The organism is Pseudoalteromonas luteoviolacea NCIMB 1942 (assembly GCF_001625595.1).
GTDB lineage: Bacteria > Pseudomonadota > Gammaproteobacteria > Enterobacterales > Alteromonadaceae > Pseudoalteromonas > Pseudoalteromonas luteoviolacea_A.
Genome location: NZ_AUXT01000181.1, coordinates 72,403 through 89,343 on the forward strand (window position 1 = coordinate 72,403; position 16,941 = coordinate 89,343).

The window sequence follows — 16,941 nt, forward strand, 5'->3', positions numbered from 1 at the left end:
ATGGAGCTATTATGTCGTTGAGTTGTTGTTTTGTATATTTGATTGAATAAATCAAATTAATCGAAAAAAGTGATTGGTCTGTGGTTGTACAGACCGAACTTATTCAAAATATAGACGCTAAATGACAAATTGATTAGGGGCTGGCTGTATTCTTGTGACGTGATTTGAGACTTTTTGGTAACCAAAATTGTGAAAGTATAATGGCGTTAGTAGCCCAGAGGGGCTAGCTGTTCAAACAAGTGTATGTATAGCGCTTTTAATCGGCGCTACAAGTTATCCGCGGGTATTCTTAAGTGGTAGAGTAAAGCGGATTAAAACGCCCCCTAGCTCGCTATGTTTTGCTTCTACGGCGCCGTGATGCAGCTCTATTATTTTTTCACAAATAGATAAACCAAGGCCTGAACCACCTAAATCTCTGCTGCGCGATTTATCGCAGCGATACAGACGATCAAATAGTTTACCAAGCGCTTCAGAGCTGACACCCGGCGTGCTGTCTTCAAAGGTACAAACAATAGTGTGCTGTTGTTGGAAGACGCTGATTTTGATTTGACCTGGCTTATCGGTGTAGTGAATGCTATTTCTCGCAAGGTTATTAAACACCTGATTTAATCTACTGATATCACACTCAACTTGGAGTGAGTCTGACAATTGATTGTGGTAATCGATTTGTAAATCGGGAGATTCAATGATCGGACCTATAGCGATGAGTAGTTCGTCGAACAACGACCTGGCCTGTAGCGTTTCAAACTCTAATCGCAGATTATTGGTATCTGCTTGCGCTAGCTCATAGATATCTGCAATCAAGGTATTTAGCATGTCTAGTCTACGTTGCAATACTTGATAGGTCGCTTTTGGGTCTTCGGTTAAATTGTACTCCAGTGCTTCAATATTCAGTTTAAGCACGGTAAGCGGTGTTCGAAGTTCATGAGAGACGTCAGCCAAAAGCTGCTGTTTGAGGTTTAAGCTTTGATTTAGTAGCTCCGCCTCTTTTTCCATGACACGGCGTCTTTTTAAGTGATAGAGATAGAATAACAACAAAAAGTTGGTTAACACGATAATGGCGGAAGCAAGCAACACTGTTCGCGTTTTTGTGTCTTGTTGTTGCTCGGCAAGTCCTGCTTGCAAGGCATTTACTTCCAAGCTCTTTAACCCGAGTTCACTATTGAGCTTTTTGGCCTCAAGCCTCGCAGTCATGTCTTTTTCGGTGAGTTTCTTTTTGTAATTAAAAGCCTGCTCTTGATAACTGAGGGCCAGTGCCAATTCACTTTGCTGTTTGTGTGCGTGGGATAAGCTGGTCAAAATACGAATTTTGATTTGCTCATCTACTAAATCGACTAAAGGGGTTAGCAAAGTAATAGCTTCATGTGGGCGTATATGTGATAAAGCTTGTCCCAGAAATGACTGATATCGATTATGGAGCTGTTTATTATCGGAGTCATTGATTTTAGCTAAGCCCGTTTGAATTAAGTCTACAGCTTCTACAAACTGTCCATTGGCCAACTTAATTTGGCCTTTCGTGGCTTGTGCTTGCCCTATATTGTAGGTGTTATTTACTTCCTTGAATAAATTTAACGCCTTATCGGCAGCCAGATTTGCAGCGGGTATGTTACTTAAGCGCAGATGTTGCTGAGCAATGTGTAGCTGAGATACGCCCATGTAATTTTTGTCGTTTAACTTTGCATCTAATTCATAGGACTTTTGCAGCGCGTTCAATGCTGCATCATGATCGCCAAGATGTTGATATATGTCTGCAAGACTGAAATAGGTTGAAGATAAATGCACTAAACTGGTTTGTGTTTGCTGTTTTTGAAACTGCAACTTTTGATTGAGAACATCTAGCGCCTTGTCAAACTGTTTAAAGTCGCGGTAAATACGCGCCTCTGTACTGAGAGCTGCATAAAATAGCTGGACATGTTCAATTTTTAATGCAGCGTCTTTTGCTTGAAAAATATGCGATATAGCCTGAAAGTAATCTCGTTTTTTTGAGAGTACGTTGGCTAGCAGGCGGTGTGCATGGCTCAACATTCGCACATCTTGGCTTTCTTTAAATCGCGCGACCGCTTGGAGAAAGTGAAATTCAGCGGACTGATTATTTCCAAGCAATAAGGCTAGGTCCCCTGAAACCCAATGGTACTTGCCCTGTAAATTGGTGTTGGGAAAGTCTTGTAAGTGTATTTTGAGTTGATCCAATCTATACTGGGCTTGCTCAAACTGACTTTCTCTGACTAGATGTAATGCACTTCGATGCAACACATAGGTAAGTCGTTCTGGGCTCAGTGTTTTACTGTGTATGAGCTCTGTTGCTGTTTTTAGTAAAGCAACTCTGTCTTTCTGCCCTTTAGCTTCAGATAACGCTTTATATTGTGTAAACGTGTCGGGTGCGGCAACAGTCACTCCAGAGGCTGTTATCGATAATATACTTGCGGCGACAAATCGTTTGAACACGTTATTTCCATAGTTTTTGCATAATATGACAATACTATGGTAACTACGTAGGTGGCGATATCGGTAAATATTATTAACGGCTGGGACTTAATATGCATTTTTCTCAGCATCAATACACTTAAATTATAAGCGCTAATATCTAGTTATTATATATTATTCATTGCATCAGAATTTATCATTCAATTTATACATTTTTCCCTTAATTGCGTAGCAATGATTGTGTGCTACTAAATAAATAGTACTGTAGCACACAGTATGCTTGTAAAGTCGTTGTATTAGTTCAAATTAACGTTTTTTACTTTAGCAACGTTAGAAATATTCACATCGCCTGAGGTATCTCTTTTGATCTCTAATTGTTGTGTATCGCTGACGTTGATATCTCCAGAGCCATCCTCTATTTGCACCCGTCCATGGACTCGACTGAGCCAGATACTACCAGAGCCATCGTCAATCGCTACATCATTGCGAATGTTTTTAACGTCTATATCACCTAAATCATCCCGTACGTTCAGCGAAAAAGCGTCGTCTATGCTTATCTCACCAGACCCATCCTGTAAGTCAATTTTACCAGCTATCTGTTTTATCATAATGTCACCAGAGTCATCTTCAATCGTGACTTTTGCACCACTGGTGATATTGATATCGCCAGAACCGTCTTCAATGTCGATATTACCGGTAACGGCACTTAAATTGATATCACCTGAATTGTCGTCAATACGCAGATGCCCTTCTACACCATCTACGTTGATGCTGCCTGAGCCGTCGGCGATTTCTGTGTTACCTTGTATATTGCTCAGCGTGATATGGCCTGAGTTGTCATCAATAACAACCCCCTTTACATTGGTAATGGTCATAGCACCGGAACCATCTTCAACCTCAACTAAAAACTGGTCTGGTAACCGTACCTCAATATCAATGCGTGGGCTTTTATTTGCGTACCAAAGCACGCCAACGTGAGAGTCATGCTTTGCGACAAGGTTTGCTTGATTGCCTGAACGTTCTAGCGTGAATGTATAGCTTCTGTTTTCAAAGGTAATTATATTGGCTGTAACTTCAATTTCATCAATATTTGGTACCCCAGTTACAACGATGTCGCCGGCTCTATTGTCAATGTTTAATTGGATCAGGTTCTGAGAAGGCAGCGTCAATGAACGTGTCAACTCCGTGTGTGATTCTTGAACATTAGAATCGACATGAACAATACAGCCACTAAGTAATAATGTGCACAGCAACGGAGGCAAAGTTTTCAACATGATAATTTCTTCCCTTTGGTTATTTGAGTTTTCATGGGTATGTGGTTAGCAATTGCAATGCCAAGTGAAAATATAAATAAATACTTGATAATATTGATTTTTAATATTTTGATAATGAGTTTAATTGATCTGATTCACTAAAATATAAGTGTTTTGCAAACAAAATAGTCAAAATGTGTCACATCATTGTCAATTCATTATAGTAGTTTCACCCTGTGGACATTGGTAGGAGGCATCTACATGTTGGGAGATCTCACGGTAACTCAATCTAGAGATGAGTGCTGGAAAGATAAAGCTAAATCCCCAATAGCACCCTCATCAGCACTATTTTTGGGCGTTGGCGACGCTAGCTCAGAGAGTCTAGGCAATTCAGCTTGTGTGCTTTGTAAAAAATCCGAGCCATGGTTACTCATCGATTGTGGGCACGATACAATCAACAACTACAAACGTGCTTTTTCTAACCAACTACCTAGCCATGTGTTTATAACACATTTGCACTATGACCATATTGGTGGCCTAGAACAATTATTTTTTAAAGCTGCACTGTCAGGAAATAAGGTTCGTTTATATGTGCCCGTGTTATTGGTTCAGCAGTTATGTGCCATGTTAAGGTATACGCAGTTATCTGAAGGCAAAGCGACTGTATGGAATACGTTTATATTGCACCCTGTTTCAGAGTCTTTTTGGCATCAGGGTGTTAAGCTATGGGTTTACCCTGTACGTCATCACGCTCCAAATTCTGCCTATTCTCTCCATCTTCCAGGGGTCGTTTTTTACAGCGGTGATACTCGTCCCATTCCTGAGTTACTCACGCATACTGCAACCGGCGCAGAAACTATTTTTCATGATTGCTCCGTGATAGGCAACCCAAGTCACAGTGGCATAGACGATTTGCTTCGAGAGTACCCAACAAGCGTTTTAGAAAAAATATGGGTATATCACTATCATAGTGAGCATGAACAGAGTGCCTTTAAGCGTGCTGGATTGAAGTTTGTTACCCCTTTTACTTTGGTATCACTTGGCGAAAATCAGCAGTGATAACAACACGTTTTAGTTGAATAATAAATAGACTTTTGGGTGTTTTTGTACCCACTTGCTGCAAGAAATCGCATTTTTATAACATTTTAAATATTTTCCGTTATACTTGCCCCAATTCAGATGACCCAGACTTTTTAAAGAAGCGCCTTAGCGCTTATCTGCATTGAACCTAACTGCCCATTGTTGGTCTCACGTAATGCGATTGCAATGGTAAGCCAGCAATGAAAGCGGTAAGCAATGTGTCATCTTGGCAATCAAATAACAATGTAAAAGGGACCCTATGCAGCTAGTCGAGCTAAAGCCTGATGATCCTAATGTGGTAGATTTATTTTCTGAAATCGATCGCTTAATGAACACACTTTACCCCATTGCCAGTGACCAGTCTTTGGCACTCGAAGAGTTGAACCAACCAAACGTGCGTGCAGTTGGATTGATGAACGAAGAAGAAATAGTCGCTTGTGGCGCTATCGTAAAACAGTTTGACAAGACGTTATACGGTGAAATTAAACGTTTGTATGTAAAGCCCAGCTATCGAGGAAAAGGGCTGTCTAAACGTATTATGCAAATATTACTACACTATGCAGGTGATGCGCAGATCCCATTAATTCGCCTAGAAACGGGTATTAAGCAGGAAGAGTCTATTAAACTTTATGAGTCCTTGGGGTTTGAGCGTTGCGAGCGATTTGGTTTATATCGAGACAACCCTCTGAGCGTATTTATGTCGTTATCTTTGCAGGCCGATTAACTCAGCTATCAACGCGTAATGTTGTAAAGTAGGTGTTTGGGGTGAGTGCCTCAAGCTCTATGAGTGCCTCTAACGGTATGGAAAGCGACTCAGAGTTGTGGACTAGCATTAAACATTGGCACTTTTGTTTATCATATATAATGTCTTTTGCATGACCCGTGAAAGACTCGCCACCTCGTGTTGTGACGCGTAATTCAAAGCCTTTGATACAAGCTAATTCAAGGTAGTCGGTGTGTTCACATCTCATCTCAGCCTCCTCATTATCTCTTTTCTCACTGTGAGCAATTGGAAAATCATGGCGCTTATGTGACCAATGTACCGAGCTTTTGAATAGACAACAAACCAATATTTAGCTAGTTTTGAAAGGTAAAGTTCGATTTACGCAGTGATTAAGGACAGGCAATGCGAATACTAGTAGTCGATGATATAACAACGATGCGTCATGTGATGATTAATATGTTGCGCAATTTAGGGTTTAGTCAAATAGATGAAGCGACTGATGGTAAGCAAGCTCTAACCCTGCTAGGAAAGCGAAAATACAACTTGGTTATTTCGGACTTAAACATGCCATTTGTCGATGGCTTGACTTTGTTGGATAAAATGCGTTCTACCCCACAACTTGCGAGGGTGCCAGTATTGATGGTGACCTGCGAAAACACCAAAGAGCGTGTACAAGAAATTTTATTGCATAAGGTGGATGGCTTCGTTATCAAGCCTTTTAATATGGCAACATTGGTAAAGCAGTTACAGCGAATTAAAATTTTAGATGCTAACGGCCAGCTGTGCACTTAAATACAATGAACTTAAAGGGCATGCTCCACTACTAGAACATGCCTTTTTTAAAGACGAAATTACATGGTTTCTGGGAAGCCACGGTCTCGCATTAATGCGCTAACGTCGGCGTCACGGCCACGGAATTTGCGATACGCTTCAGCTGGGTCCATTGCGTTTCTTACTGCGAATAGATAATCCACAAGGCGTTTAGCCACATCTTTATCGTAGAAGCCACCAGGTGCACTTGCAAAGGCTTCTGCTGCATCTGAAGTTAGTACTTCAGCCCATAGATAACCATAATAGGCAGTAGCATAGCCTTCGCCAGAGAATACGTGACCAAATTGCGTTGTTCTGTGGCGCATTACCACTTCACTTGGCATGCCAATGGCTTCTAACTGTGCTTTTTCAAATGCAACTGGATCACCAATTTTGTCAGGATCTGTTGTATGGAACTTCATATCCATGATGGCAGAAGCAAGGTACTCTGTTGTAGCAAAGCCTTGGTTAAAAGTTGCTGATTGCTTTATTTTCTTAACCAGTGCGTTCGGCATTGGTTTGCCCGTTTCATGGTGTAGTAAAAAGCGGTTAATGACTTCATCTGTTGACAACCAACGCTCTAATAGCTGTGATTGGAACTCGGTATAGTCACGTACACCAGAGTTAGAACTTGGGTATTTAACGTTAGAAGATAGCGCATGAAGTGAGTGACCAAACTCGTGGAAGTAGGTTTCTGCATCACTCCAAGATACCAGTGTTGCCTGCCCTTCAGGTGCTTTTACAAAGTTTGAGTTGTTGGTGCTCAAAACATTTGTTTTGCCATCAAAAGACGTGTGGCTTCTAAAAGAAACCGCCCACGCGCCAGAGCGTTTGCCTTTACGCGCGAATGGGTCGAGGTACCACAGACCAATATGTCGACCAGTAGATTTATCTTTGACCTCCCACACTTTTACATCTTCGTGATAGACAGGGACCGAACCATCTGAGATTGGTGAGAATTCGTAGTTAAACAGGCGACCTGCTACATAGAACATGGCATCTGTCAGCTTGTCTAGCTGTAAATACTGCTTGATTTCATTTGAATCAAGGTCGTATTTTGCTTTACGGACTTTTTCAGCATAGAAGCGGTAATCCCATGGCTCTATTGTGATGTTTGCCCCTTCGTTGTTAGCAATCGCTTGCATGTCAGCTACTTCTTCTTTCACACGCGCAATAGCGGCTGGCCAAACCTTGTCCATTAAAGCAATTGCGTTTGCCGGTGTTTTGGCCATGCGATCTTCAAGACGCCAATGTGCATAGTCTTCATAGCCAAGTAGCTCTACACGTTCACGACGTAACTTCAAAATTTCCGAAATTACGGCTTTGTTGTTATGTTCGCCGGCATTGTTGCCGCGGCTGTAGTAGTTTTGCCATACTTGCTTACGTAACGCTCGCTCCGTTGAATAAGTTAAAAACGGATCCATAGATGAGCGCGTATTCGTAATTGCATACTTGCCTGGTTGACCTTTTTTTTCAGCTGCACTGGCTGCTGAGTCAATAAATGCTTGGGGCAGGCCTGAAAGCTGGTCTTTAGTTAAGAAAGTTGTATAACCCTCTTCGTCTGCAAGGACGTTATTACCAAATTTGGTGTACAGATCTGACAGTGCAAGGTTAATTTCTGCATAGCGGGCAGCAGTTTCGCCTTCTAAAGTGGCACCGTTTCGTGCAAAGCTGTTGTACTGCGTCCAAGTTACACGCTGTTGCTCTGGCGATAGCGTTTTGTACTCTGAACTTTCATATACTGCTTTGACACGTTTAAATAGCGCTTTGTTCTGGTTTCTTTTTGACTCAAACTCAGAAAATTTGGCCATAACTTCAGCTTGTTTCTCACGTACTTCAGCCGAAGATAAGTTTGTGATGTATGTTACGAAGTATGCGTATAGTCTATCTGTTGCACTTCCTGAGCGTTCAAGAGCCACAATGGTATTTTCAAATGTTGGGGCTTCTGGGGTATTAACAATGGCGTCAAGTTCACCAAGGTGCTCGGTCAAAGCTGTTTCTGCTGCTGGAACTAAGTATTCTAGCTTCATTTGACCAAATTGAGGTACACCTTGGTAGGGGCCTGTGAATTCGTTTAAAAGCGGGTTAGTGTATTGTTTTTGAAATTTTTCTACCGTAACTGACTCAGGTGAGCTGGAGGTGGCTCCGCACCCTGTAAGCGCTAAACAGACCGCCGCACTTAAAAATGACATTTTTAATTTCATAGTGTTCTCAGTATGCTCTGATTTCTTAATTGTGAGTAATAATATTGCAATGTTGACCAAAAATGGTGCCTGTAACATATGTTTATAGGTATTCAGACTTGCGTTATTTGGGACATACTACTGTAATCGAGCATCAGAGCCAAACAGATACGAGGGAAAAGTTTTGCAAATTGTGACACGATTAATTTACTGCTCGTTGGTCGCTTATTATGAATAGTTCATCGAAAATTTAGTGAAATCTAATATTTTGCGGGATGATTTTTTGGAGTGTTGATTTTTTCATAAAAGTTTCCCTTGATTGTTGGTTGAAATTCAGCCACTTTAACTAACACATACTCTGATCCCGTGATGAAATCATGGAAATTGGTATCTTTATTTATAACGGTGTAGAAGCCCTCGATTTTTGTGGTCCACTCGAGGTGTTTACAACCGCTTCTCGCATTGCCAACAGGCCGATAAATGTCAGTCTGATTGCACCAAGTCAGGCTCCAATTCGGACACGAGGTGATGTCTCGATAAACCCCCATTTTTGTATACATGGCCACCCTCGTTTTGATTTATTAATTGTTGCTGGTGGTAAACTAGAACGCGTGATTAATAATCAGGCAGTACTCGATTGGCTTGCTGAAACTGCGACACATACACGACACTGTGCGTCGATATGCAGCGGTGTGTTTTTGTTTGCTAAAGCAGGATTGATCGAAGGTAAAACGGTTACTACGCACTGGCAACGTGTAGATGAGTTAAGCGAGCAGCATCGTCACCTACATGTAATCAACGACAAACGTTTTGTAACAGATCAAAATTTTACTAGCTCGGCAGGTGTGGCATCAGGGATTGATATGAGTTTGGATATGATAAAAAAACGATTTGGCTACGATGTCGCAAAAAAAACGGCTTACCAGATGGACTATCGCTGGAGTGAAATTTAATAGTGGGTTTGATATTTAACTGAATTAGTTTTTTTCTAATTAAATCAATAGAGCGGCCGATATGCTGTGTATGAGTTTCGTTAAGTGAAAAGGAATATGAGAGCAAAAAACACAGTATATTTAGCCCAGAGCCTGGATGGCTACATCGCAGATCAACATGGTGGCATTGACTGGTTATCTGAGATTGATAACCCTCAGCATAGTGATTTGGGGTTTGCCGAATTTATGGTTGGAATAGACGCGCTAGTTATGGGGCGAAACACGTTCGAACAAGTTATTAGCTTTGGTCAGTGGCCCTATGACAAACCTGTGTATGTAGTAAGCCATAGTTTGGCAAAATTACCGCCCCAAGTGCAGGGAAAAGCTTATTTAATAAGAGCAGGAGAACACGAGTTGATTGGGCAGCTGAGCAAATTAGGGTATCATCGGTTGTATATAGATGGCGGTAAGTTAGTACAGAACTTTATTCGCGCCGCATTGGTGGATGAATTAATAGTAACCACTGTCCCCGTGATTTTAGGAAGTGGTATTAGATGGTTGCCCGAAGTGAAAATCACGCACAAGATTGAACTGGTTTCTTCGCAAGTCCTGCTTAACCAGCTAGTTCAATCTCATTACAAAATACACCTTTGAGAATTGTAAAGGGGTCTTACAAAGGACACCGATACCCCTATAAAGACTTAGCTGGCAATATCATGTGATACTCGTATTCGTCTTCAGAAGTAATGACAAAGCCTAGCTTTTGATAAAGGTAAAGCGCTGGGTTTTCTTTTAATACTGTCAAGTAAGTTGGTAGGTTCGCACGTTCAGCAACAATATATTGGACAACAGCCCTACCCAGCCCTTTGCTTTGGTGTTGAGGCGCAATTTGCAATTGCATAATCTCGAGTGATTCTTGCGTCTGAAGATATTTTAACGTACCCACTTTGACGCCGTCGATAAATATCAAATGTGAACACTTATAATGATCTTCCAAGCGATTTAGGTGCGCTTCATGACTCAAGAATATGCCTTGGCGTTCGAGATGTTCTGTCATGGTTTGTTTGCGTAGTGCCAACAAGTAGGACTTGTCTTCTTCTTTTGCGGGTTTTAGAGTTATTTTCATACTCAACCTTTCCTTGATGATAGAGCTAAAAAAAGATTACATTTATACGTTAAGGCTTAAAAATGACAAATAACCTTTTTGTATGCAAATAAAGTTTTGCGCAGGCTTACTTTAGAAATCTTATCATTTTGGCGATAGCGTGATGTTGAAATTAAGAACTCAACTCATTAGCGCTCAGGAATTAGAATTTGAAAATTCAACTCTCATCATACAGTCTAAATTGGCCTATGAGTTTCGAGCTTGAAAAGCAAAAGCTCGAAGGGCTGTTATTGCCTTGGTTAGCAGGCACCATAGAACATGTTGGTAGTACGGCCGTCAAAGGTATGTAAGCAAAGCCTTTCATCGATATTATGGTGGACGTAAAAAGCTTGGCACATTCGAAGCCTGTTATCGATGTTTTGAGCTCAAATGGGTACTGGCTATAATCCCTACAAAGGATATGTTATGCATTGGTCTTGCGCCCTTCTCCGGAATTTAGGACACACCATATTCATTTGGTTCCTTTTCAAAGTTTGCTTTTGCAGCAACGCATAAAGTTTAGGGATACCTTGCGTCATGATACAAAAAGTGCAAGTCAATATATGCGCTTGAAGCAAGCGCTTGCTCGTGACAATGAGTATGGCAGAGAAGTATATACACAAAAAAAGTGGCCTTTTATTGCGCAAGTGTTACTTATGAAACCTTAAAGGAATGAACATGTCGGACATCATTTATGCGCGAGTTCAAGAATAATACCACTTGAACTGCCATTTGAAGCTGATCACTTGTGAAGTGAATATAGCCTCATATATTGATGATTCATACCAATTTGTGGCAAAGCAAAATAATAAGATTGTTGCGGCTTGTTTTGTAAAGCCCCTTTCCAGCTTGAGTTGTGAAATTTGCAATATCTCTGTTTGGCCGTCTATTCAGAGGTAATGCATTGGCACTCAATTATTGTCTTTTGTGTTGGCGCAGCCGGGCGGTTTAAAATATCAAAGAGTAGAACTCGGCACAGGTACTTTTGGTTACCAGCTAACTTATTATCAGCGATTGGGCTTTCGGGTAGAGAGTGTTGAGGTTGATTACTTACAGTGCGCCATTGTACGAGCAAGGCATACACCATAGAGACAGGTAAGTATGGATTTTGCACACGACTATGTTAGACAGCTTAGCCTGTACGCTTTGATTTGAGCTTTTATCTTGTCACAAAACCACCATTGACAAATAGCGTTTTTCCAGTTGTCCATTGTGCTTGTTCAGGCGCAAGAAAACTCACCATAGGCACGATGTCTTCCACTGTACCAAGCCTATTTGAGACACTTGCAGCACTGAGATACTGAATTGACTGTGGATCTTCTTGCGCATGGAAAAATGTGGTATCTATGGGGCTGGGGCATATTGACTGTGATTCCTCTTGCCCCAACTTCTTTGGTAAGGGCTCGAGTAAATGCTCTCGTGGTGCTTTTGAGCCAGCATATAAGACGTAATTACCTGTAAATGCACCAAGCAAAGAAGTACCTATATTAATGACATGCTATTATCTTCTAGTCATTTTGCTGCATTTTGCATGATAAAATATACACCTTTAAATTTTATGTTAAATAAGGCATCAAATTCCATTTCTGTATAATCACTTTTTTAGTACCGCACCTACATTATTAATGACTATATCAACTTTTCCAAAAGCTTCTACGCCCTGTATAAAGAGGTTTTCAGCAACGGATGCACTTCTGATATCGCCTTGTACTATCTGCGACTTTCTGCCTAAGTCTTTCATCATTTTGGCCGTTTTCAGCATCAGGCAGAGATGTTTTACTGTGATAGTGAATAATAATATCGCATCCCTGCTCAGCAAAATTACATGCGAATGCATGGCCCATATTTCGTGCTGCACCTATTACCAAATCAACTTTACCTGATAAAGGTATTTTCATAAATACCTCCTTGGCATAATGACTAAACGCCATTAACTATAGGCTTATTGCAATATGTTTGGGTATGGAGTAATTTTTAATTTATTAAGTGCAAAAAATGCAGTATTAAGCTTCGGACACCGAATTCAGTAATGAGCAGCCATTTTTACGGGTTGTAGAAGCTGACAGTTTTAAAGCCGCAGTAGAGCAGCTTGGTCTTGACCTCTCGTTGGTTAGTCGGAGAATAGCATCATTGAAACAGAGGCTAAGTGTGAAGCTCTACCAAGCGCTCTTCACCTACTGAGGTTGGCGAACAGTATTACCAAGGTTTAAGAAAACTATTGGATGAAAAGCAGGGCTGGAATCACAAATCTTGCAAAATAATGATGTGCTCAGTGGTATGCTGCAAGTGGCTGCGCCCCATGATTTTGCGATACAGTTTGTACTAGCTGTACTAGCTGTACTAGCTGTACTAGCTGTACTCGCTCAGATGAGCAAACTGTACCCAACTTTGAGCGTAGACTTAATTTTGCTCAGCGATTATGAGGATTTGATGGGGTAGGGCATAGATGTTGCTGTAAGGGTTGGAGAGTTATCAAGCTCAAGTTTAATTTGTCAAAAGTAGGGGGAAGTGCAACCAGTGTTGGTGGCATCAAATACATATTTGATGCCAAAAGGTGTACCTACGGGCATAGAAGCCTTGCGCGAATATGATTTTGTTTTTTATTCGAGTGCTCAAACGCAGAGGCCAATTAATAAAGGTACAAGGCCGCTTTATTGTGAATAGTGTCAGTGTATTAAAGGACTTGGTATTACAGGCCAACGTATGTATTTGTGCCCCGCGTGGGCATTGCAAGAAGCGCTTAGTAAAGGTGAAGCTACACAGTTATTTAAAGACCAGCCTTTGAAGGGTTTCCCGTTACATGTACTGTACCCTTGTAGAGCATTCGTGCCTGCAAAGGTGAGAGCGTTTATTGATAAATTACGTGCTACATGCCGAAAACAGGGTCTTGGCTAAACAAGACAAAAACTAGCATTTAGAGTGTTAAAAGAATAAATAATGTGATCAGAGAGGTCATATGGAAAAAGTCAGTATTTTTGTGGATGTACAAAATATCTACTACACAACTCGAAGCGCCTTTAAAAGGAACTTCGATTACAATCAATTTTGGGCGTTAGCGACGAAAGATCGGAAAGTGGTAAATGCCTATGCCTACGCTATAAATAGAGGCGATGAAAAGCAGATCCAGTTTCAAAATATTCTCAGGGCCATTGGGTTTAACGTTAAGCTTAAGCCCTTTATTCAGCGTTCTGATGGTACTGCTAAAGGCGACTGGGACGTAGGTATTACAATTGATGTTTTAGAATGCGCTAAAGAGTCCGACATCGTTATTCTGGTATCTGGCGATGGGGATTTTGATATTCTGGCCAGTACAGTAAGAGAAAAGTTTGGCACTAAAGTTGAAGTATATGGGGTTGAAGCGTTAACTGCGAAAAGCCTAATTAATGCGGCTACACGTTACAACCCGATAGAGGGCGAGCTATTACTGTAATTTATATAAAATGATATGAGGGGGCACTTTGCCACCTCCCTTGGGACGGTATCCAGTGGTCACCTTATCAATTGCATTCAAAAGTTGGTCATGACGAAATTGATAATAAACTATTGAGTACCTGAATTACTCTCTACCTCTCACTCTGCCTTATCTATATCTCTTAACCTAAATACTGCATATCAGAATCCAAAGCTGCATTCTGTAATAGCGCTAGTTATGTGTATTGAGAAAGGCTTTGAGCCGTTGGCAGCTGTTTTTTTGTAAGTGTCCTCTGAGCATCTTAGCTATTTTTTCTTTGAGCCATTTTGGGCCGCTATCCGTCATATCATTGTGTTTGGCATTCGGTATTTTAATAATGCAGCTGCCATAGAGAGCTTGCTCTTGCTCTGTATGCATAACGCCTTTGTCTGCTGGAAAATCACTGGCGCGTATTGATAAAACGGATACTTGTTTATCTCGAGGGAGAGGCACTCTTCTATGATCTAGTGTGACAAGGCCACTTATAAAATCAGTACCTTGATTGATAAGGAGTGCAGACAGATCACCGCCATTTGAATGACCAACGAGTAGAATCTGGTCAAAGTTATAATGTGTCATCGTTTTCATAAGCTGTGATCGAATAAACTGAAGTGTGACGACGCCTCTTTGCCAGTTCTCTTGGCGAGTCTGATAAAGATCACCAGATACCGATAAGGGGGGATCTGACTTTAATTCATGCTTGATAGCAACAGATAGATACCCTTGAGCTGATAGTTGCTTACTTATGAATTGGTATGCTTTATGTGATACGCCGTAACCGGCACTGATAAATGCAACTGGGCACGGTTTTTGTGTAGTACAACTGGTTGGATCTTGAGGCTGCACCAGCTGAACAGGTACTGCCCTATGTCGCTGTTGGTTGTAAAGTGACTCAAATTTAGCCGTTGAAGCATAAGCAGGTGTTGTCATACTGACAAATAAAGCGAGTAAGGTTGTCTTCATTATAGGTTCTTTTTTGTTATATTTGCACAGTATATGGTTGTAAATCAATGATAGGTATAAAAATGTTAGACTGTAAACGGCCTTTACAGTCTAACAAAGATAAATGACTTCGGTATGTGGCACTATATATTACCAAATTTACCTGCATGATAATCTCGCACAGCCTGAGCCAATTCATCCTGAGTGTTCATTACAAATGGCCCCATATGGGCGATTTTTTCTTTAATTGGTTGTCCAGCAAGTATAAGCAAACCAGATTCAACTTCGCCTCCATACAATTCAATTGGGTGCTGAGAGTCAATTGTTACCATGTAACCCGCTTTGAAATATCTATTTTTAAGCGCACCAGTGTGAACATACGCCACCACTTTACCAAAATGAGATAAATCAAGTTGTAGTGAGCTTGAAGTTGGTATTGTTATATCGCATATTGTACCATCACCAGCGAGTTCATTGAGCCCAGATGAAACTTGCTGGTCCTCTAACTGCCAATTACCCGCAAGCGCTGTTATTTTCGCACCTGACCGATTTACGATACTTGGAAGTACTCGCTCGCTTGAGTCTTGATACTTAGGCGCATTCATTTTATCTTTAGCGGGCATATTGAGCCAAATTTGAAATCCATGCATGCCATGTTTGGAATCTGCAAGTGGCATTTCAGAATGAATGACACCCCGACCGGTGCTCATCCATTGCACTTGTCCAGCCCTAATGGCTTTTTTATTACCCATCTGGTCCTGATGTTCGAAGCCTCCTTTTATGATATAAGTGAAGGTCTCAATGCCACGATGTGGATGTGCTGGAAAACCCGCTATAAAGTCTCTATAGTTATCTGACTTGAGCTCGTCGATCATCAAAAATGGGTCAATACTTTTACCATCAAAGCCAGCAATACGTTTTATTTTTACACCTGCACCGTCTTGTGTAGGTTGTGCTTTAGTAACGTTCAAAACTTTCATCATTACCTCTAGTAGTATTTTCGATTTAGGTAACTTTAAAATTATTTGATGCTGGATAAAATTGACAAAAAGCGATGGCTTTATTCTAATTAAGAGAATGTTCTAGAGCTTGAGGTGTGCAGAGTGAAGAAGCCGATTAACGAAAATACTGGGTGTTTTTGATAATTTGCTGTTCAGCATGAGAAATAAGCTTGGCAAGTTCTCCCGAATGTTGCATTTCAACAATTTTTTGGTCTACAAGCGGTACTAAGTGTTTTTTTGAGCGGTGGATACAGTGAAATAACTCAAGCACAGCTAAGTTTGTCTGAATGGGTACTGCATTGGTTATACCGAGTGTACTAAACCATCAATTCGATTAGTGAGCGCAACGTCAGCTAAGCCTGCAGAAACAAGTCTGTCCATATCTTCGGCAAATTTCATGCCCTTTGTGATGTTGTTAGTGTACTTCACACCCCTTACTTTAACGATATGGTATTTCTTAAGATCTTCCACAAACTCAATTTTTTTCTTACTGTCTTTGCGAATAAATACCATTGTTTCTAAATAATAGTAAGGTGTAGGTACGCGCGCAGTGCTGGGCGTTTCTGTGCCATAGCTAAAAATTCTCATGGTCTCACCATGTTTAAGCCCTGTTTTGGCTTCAAACTGCGCTCTTTTTCCCAGTAACGGAGTGATGGAGATATCAATGCCCAAGCGTTTGTATATTTCTGGCAGCACAATACGGCCAATTTCCTGCTCAATAAGGTAGTTAATTGAAATAAAGTACTAAATCTCAGCGAACAGAGGCTTAGCAAAAAGCAACAGCAGGGCAACAAACAGGTACTTCATTCTTGACTTTGATGGCGTTGGTGTTTCAAATAGTATGAGTATAGCGTACTGAATATCTAAGAAAAGTCTTACGCATAAAAGCAGACGCGAACAGAGAGTTTGGTATACTGGTTTACGTTTTCATATTGGGGGAGCATCGCTGCCACTTTTGAATGATCCATAGCGACACAAAATAAGTACCTTTAACCAA

The 16,941-nt window shown here is 41.0% G+C and carries 17 protein-coding genes and 2 pseudogenes; 9 read left to right on the forward strand and 10 right to left on the reverse strand.

Annotated features, from left to right (window positions below; translation table 11 throughout):
* Positions 1-273 precede the first annotated feature (273 nt).
* A complete protein-coding gene (locus N482_RS16170) occupies positions 274-2,445 on the reverse strand; it encodes an ATP-binding protein (protein WP_063378011.1) in 2,172 nt (723 codons plus the stop codon).
* 275 nt (positions 2,446-2,720) lie between these two features.
* Positions 2,721-3,698: a DUF4097 family beta strand repeat-containing protein gene (locus tag N482_RS16175; protein WP_063378012.1), complete on the reverse strand. Its 978-nt coding sequence runs from the start codon at positions 3,696-3,698 to the stop codon at positions 2,721-2,723.
* A gap of 240 nt (positions 3,699-3,938) precedes the next feature.
* Here N482_RS16175 and N482_RS16180 point away from each other — a divergent pair, with 240 nt between their 5' ends.
* Both N482_RS16180 and N482_RS16185 read left to right on the forward strand, forming a co-directional pair.
* Complete coding sequence (locus tag N482_RS16180) at positions 3,939-4,736, forward strand: MBL fold metallo-hydrolase (protein ID WP_063378013.1); 798 nt, start codon at positions 3,939-3,941, stop codon at positions 4,734-4,736.
* Positions 4,737-5,016: 280 nt separating this feature from the next.
* Positions 5,017-5,481, forward strand: coding sequence for a GNAT family N-acetyltransferase (locus N482_RS16185; protein ID WP_063378014.1), 465 nt, complete (start codon positions 5,017-5,019; stop codon positions 5,479-5,481).
* Between the two features lies 1 nt (position 5,482).
* Here N482_RS16185 and N482_RS16190 read toward each other — a convergent pair whose 3' ends face one another.
* Entirely contained in the window at positions 5,483-5,728 is a 246-nt protein-coding gene (locus N482_RS16190; protein WP_063378015.1) for a Rho-binding antiterminator, read from the reverse strand.
* A gap of 188 nt (positions 5,729-5,916) precedes the next feature.
* On the opposite strand from N482_RS16190, the gene N482_RS16195 reads away from it, so the two are divergent.
* Positions 5,917-6,273 carry a response regulator gene (locus tag N482_RS16195; protein ID WP_419555044.1) on the forward strand — a complete coding sequence of 119 codons (357 nt, stop codon included), beginning with the start codon at positions 5,917-5,919 and terminating at the stop codon, positions 6,271-6,273.
* A gap of 59 nt (positions 6,274-6,332) precedes the next feature.
* Here the strand turns inward: N482_RS16195 and N482_RS16200 are convergent, their stop codons facing one another.
* The gene (locus N482_RS16200; protein ID WP_063378065.1) at positions 6,333-8,495 is read right to left on the reverse strand and encodes a M3 family metallopeptidase; all 2,163 of its coding nucleotides are present in this window, start codon (positions 8,493-8,495) and stop codon (positions 6,333-6,335) included.
* Between the two features lie 356 nt (positions 8,496-8,851).
* Here N482_RS16200 and N482_RS16205 point away from each other — a divergent pair, with 356 nt between their 5' ends.
* A complete protein-coding gene (locus N482_RS16205; RefSeq protein WP_063378017.1) occupies positions 8,852-9,427 on the forward strand; it encodes a DJ-1/PfpI family protein in 576 nt (191 codons plus the stop codon).
* A 96-nt stretch (positions 9,428-9,523) separates the two neighbouring features.
* Entirely contained in the window at positions 9,524-10,060 is a 537-nt protein-coding gene (locus tag N482_RS16210; protein ID WP_063378018.1) for a dihydrofolate reductase family protein, read from the forward strand.
* A gap of 37 nt (positions 10,061-10,097) precedes the next feature.
* Here the strand turns inward: N482_RS16210 and N482_RS16215 are convergent, their stop codons facing one another.
* Positions 10,098-10,532: a GNAT family N-acetyltransferase gene (locus N482_RS16215; protein ID WP_063378019.1), complete on the reverse strand. Its 435-nt coding sequence runs from the start codon at positions 10,530-10,532 to the stop codon at positions 10,098-10,100.
* Positions 10,533-10,720: 188 nt separating this feature from the next.
* Here N482_RS16215 and N482_RS16220 point away from each other — a divergent pair.
* Positions 10,721-11,218 (forward strand): annotated as a pseudogene (locus N482_RS16220) (GrpB family protein).
* Positions 11,219-11,709: 491 nt separating this feature from the next.
* On the opposite strand, the gene N482_RS25705 reads toward N482_RS16220, so the two are convergent.
* A complete protein-coding gene (locus tag N482_RS25705) occupies positions 11,710-12,024 on the reverse strand; it encodes an SDR family oxidoreductase (protein WP_231100878.1) in 315 nt (104 codons plus the stop codon).
* Between the two features lie 202 nt (positions 12,025-12,226).
* On the reverse strand, positions 12,227-12,448 hold the full coding sequence (locus N482_RS25710; protein WP_231100879.1) for a hypothetical protein: 222 nt from the start codon (positions 12,446-12,448) through the stop codon (positions 12,227-12,229).
* Between the two features lie 154 nt (positions 12,449-12,602).
* On the opposite strand from N482_RS25710, the pseudogene N482_RS26150 reads away from it, so the two are divergent.
* The 3 genes and pseudogenes from N482_RS26150 to N482_RS16245 all read left to right on the forward strand — a co-directional run.
* A pseudogene (locus tag N482_RS26150) lies at positions 12,603-12,731 on the forward strand (LysR family transcriptional regulator); the annotation flags it as partial.
* 69 nt (positions 12,732-12,800) lie between these two features.
* Positions 12,801-12,989, forward strand: a complete 189-nt coding sequence (locus N482_RS16235) for a hypothetical protein (RefSeq protein WP_063378020.1) — start codon at positions 12,801-12,803, stop codon at positions 12,987-12,989.
* Between the two features lie 517 nt (positions 12,990-13,506).
* Positions 13,507-13,980 (forward strand): NYN domain-containing protein, encoded by a 474-nt coding sequence (locus N482_RS16245; RefSeq protein ID WP_063378022.1) that lies wholly within the window; start codon positions 13,507-13,509, stop codon positions 13,978-13,980.
* A 213-nt stretch (positions 13,981-14,193) separates the two neighbouring features.
* On the opposite strand, the gene N482_RS16250 is transcribed toward N482_RS16245, so the two are convergent.
* From N482_RS16250 to N482_RS25715, 3 genes are all read right to left on the reverse strand, one after another.
* Positions 14,194-14,964: an alpha/beta hydrolase gene (locus tag N482_RS16250; protein ID WP_231100880.1), complete on the reverse strand. Its 771-nt coding sequence runs from the start codon at positions 14,962-14,964 to the stop codon at positions 14,194-14,196.
* 122 nt (positions 14,965-15,086) lie between these two features.
* Positions 15,087-15,923 carry a pirin family protein gene (locus N482_RS16255; protein WP_063378023.1) on the reverse strand — a complete coding sequence of 279 codons (837 nt, stop codon included), beginning with the start codon at positions 15,921-15,923 and terminating at the stop codon, positions 15,087-15,089.
* A gap of 324 nt (positions 15,924-16,247) precedes the next feature.
* Positions 16,248-16,640, reverse strand: coding sequence for a hypothetical protein (locus N482_RS25715; protein WP_231100881.1), 393 nt, complete (start codon positions 16,638-16,640; stop codon positions 16,248-16,250).
* Between the last annotated feature and the right edge of the window lie 301 nt (positions 16,641-16,941).

What these genes read in the sequence shown, in the direction of transcription:
- N482_RS16200 (WP_063378065.1), bottom strand. Translation starts at nt 8,495, where the DNA reads ATGAAATTAAAAATGTCATTTTTAAGTGCGGCGGTCTGTTTAGCGCTT.
- N482_RS16250 (WP_231100880.1), bottom strand. Translation starts at nt 14,964, where the DNA reads ATGAAGACAACCTTACTCGCTTTATTTGTCAGTATGACAACACCTGCT.
- N482_RS16255 (WP_063378023.1), bottom strand. Translation starts at nt 15,923, where the DNA reads ATGAAAGTTTTGAACGTTACTAAAGCACAACCTACACAAGACGGTGCA.
- N482_RS16180 (WP_063378013.1), top strand. Translation starts at nt 3,939, where the DNA reads ATGTTGGGAGATCTCACGGTAACTCAATCTAGAGATGAGTGCTGGAAA.
- N482_RS16205 (WP_063378017.1), top strand. Translation starts at nt 8,852, where the DNA reads ATGGAAATTGGTATCTTTATTTATAACGGTGTAGAAGCCCTCGATTTT.
- N482_RS16210 (WP_063378018.1), top strand. Translation starts at nt 9,524, where the DNA reads ATGAGAGCAAAAAACACAGTATATTTAGCCCAGAGCCTGGATGGCTAC.
- N482_RS16185 (WP_063378014.1), top strand. Translation starts at nt 5,017, where the DNA reads ATGCAGCTAGTCGAGCTAAAGCCTGATGATCCTAATGTGGTAGATTTA.
- N482_RS25710 (WP_231100879.1), bottom strand. Translation starts at nt 12,448, where the DNA reads ATGAAAATACCTTTATCAGGTAAAGTTGATTTGGTAATAGGTGCAGCA.
- N482_RS16175 (WP_063378012.1), bottom strand. Translation starts at nt 3,698, where the DNA reads ATGTTGAAAACTTTGCCTCCGTTGCTGTGCACATTATTACTTAGTGGC.
- N482_RS16215 (WP_063378019.1), bottom strand. Translation starts at nt 10,532, where the DNA reads ATGAAAATAACTCTAAAACCCGCAAAAGAAGAAGACAAGTCCTACTTG.
- N482_RS16190 (WP_063378015.1), bottom strand. Translation starts at nt 5,728, where the DNA reads ATGAGATGTGAACACACCGACTACCTTGAATTAGCTTGTATCAAAGGC.
- N482_RS16195 (WP_419555044.1), top strand. Translation starts at nt 5,917, where the DNA reads ATGCGTCATGTGATGATTAATATGTTGCGCAATTTAGGGTTTAGTCAA.
- N482_RS16245 (WP_063378022.1), top strand. Translation starts at nt 13,507, where the DNA reads ATGGAAAAAGTCAGTATTTTTGTGGATGTACAAAATATCTACTACACA.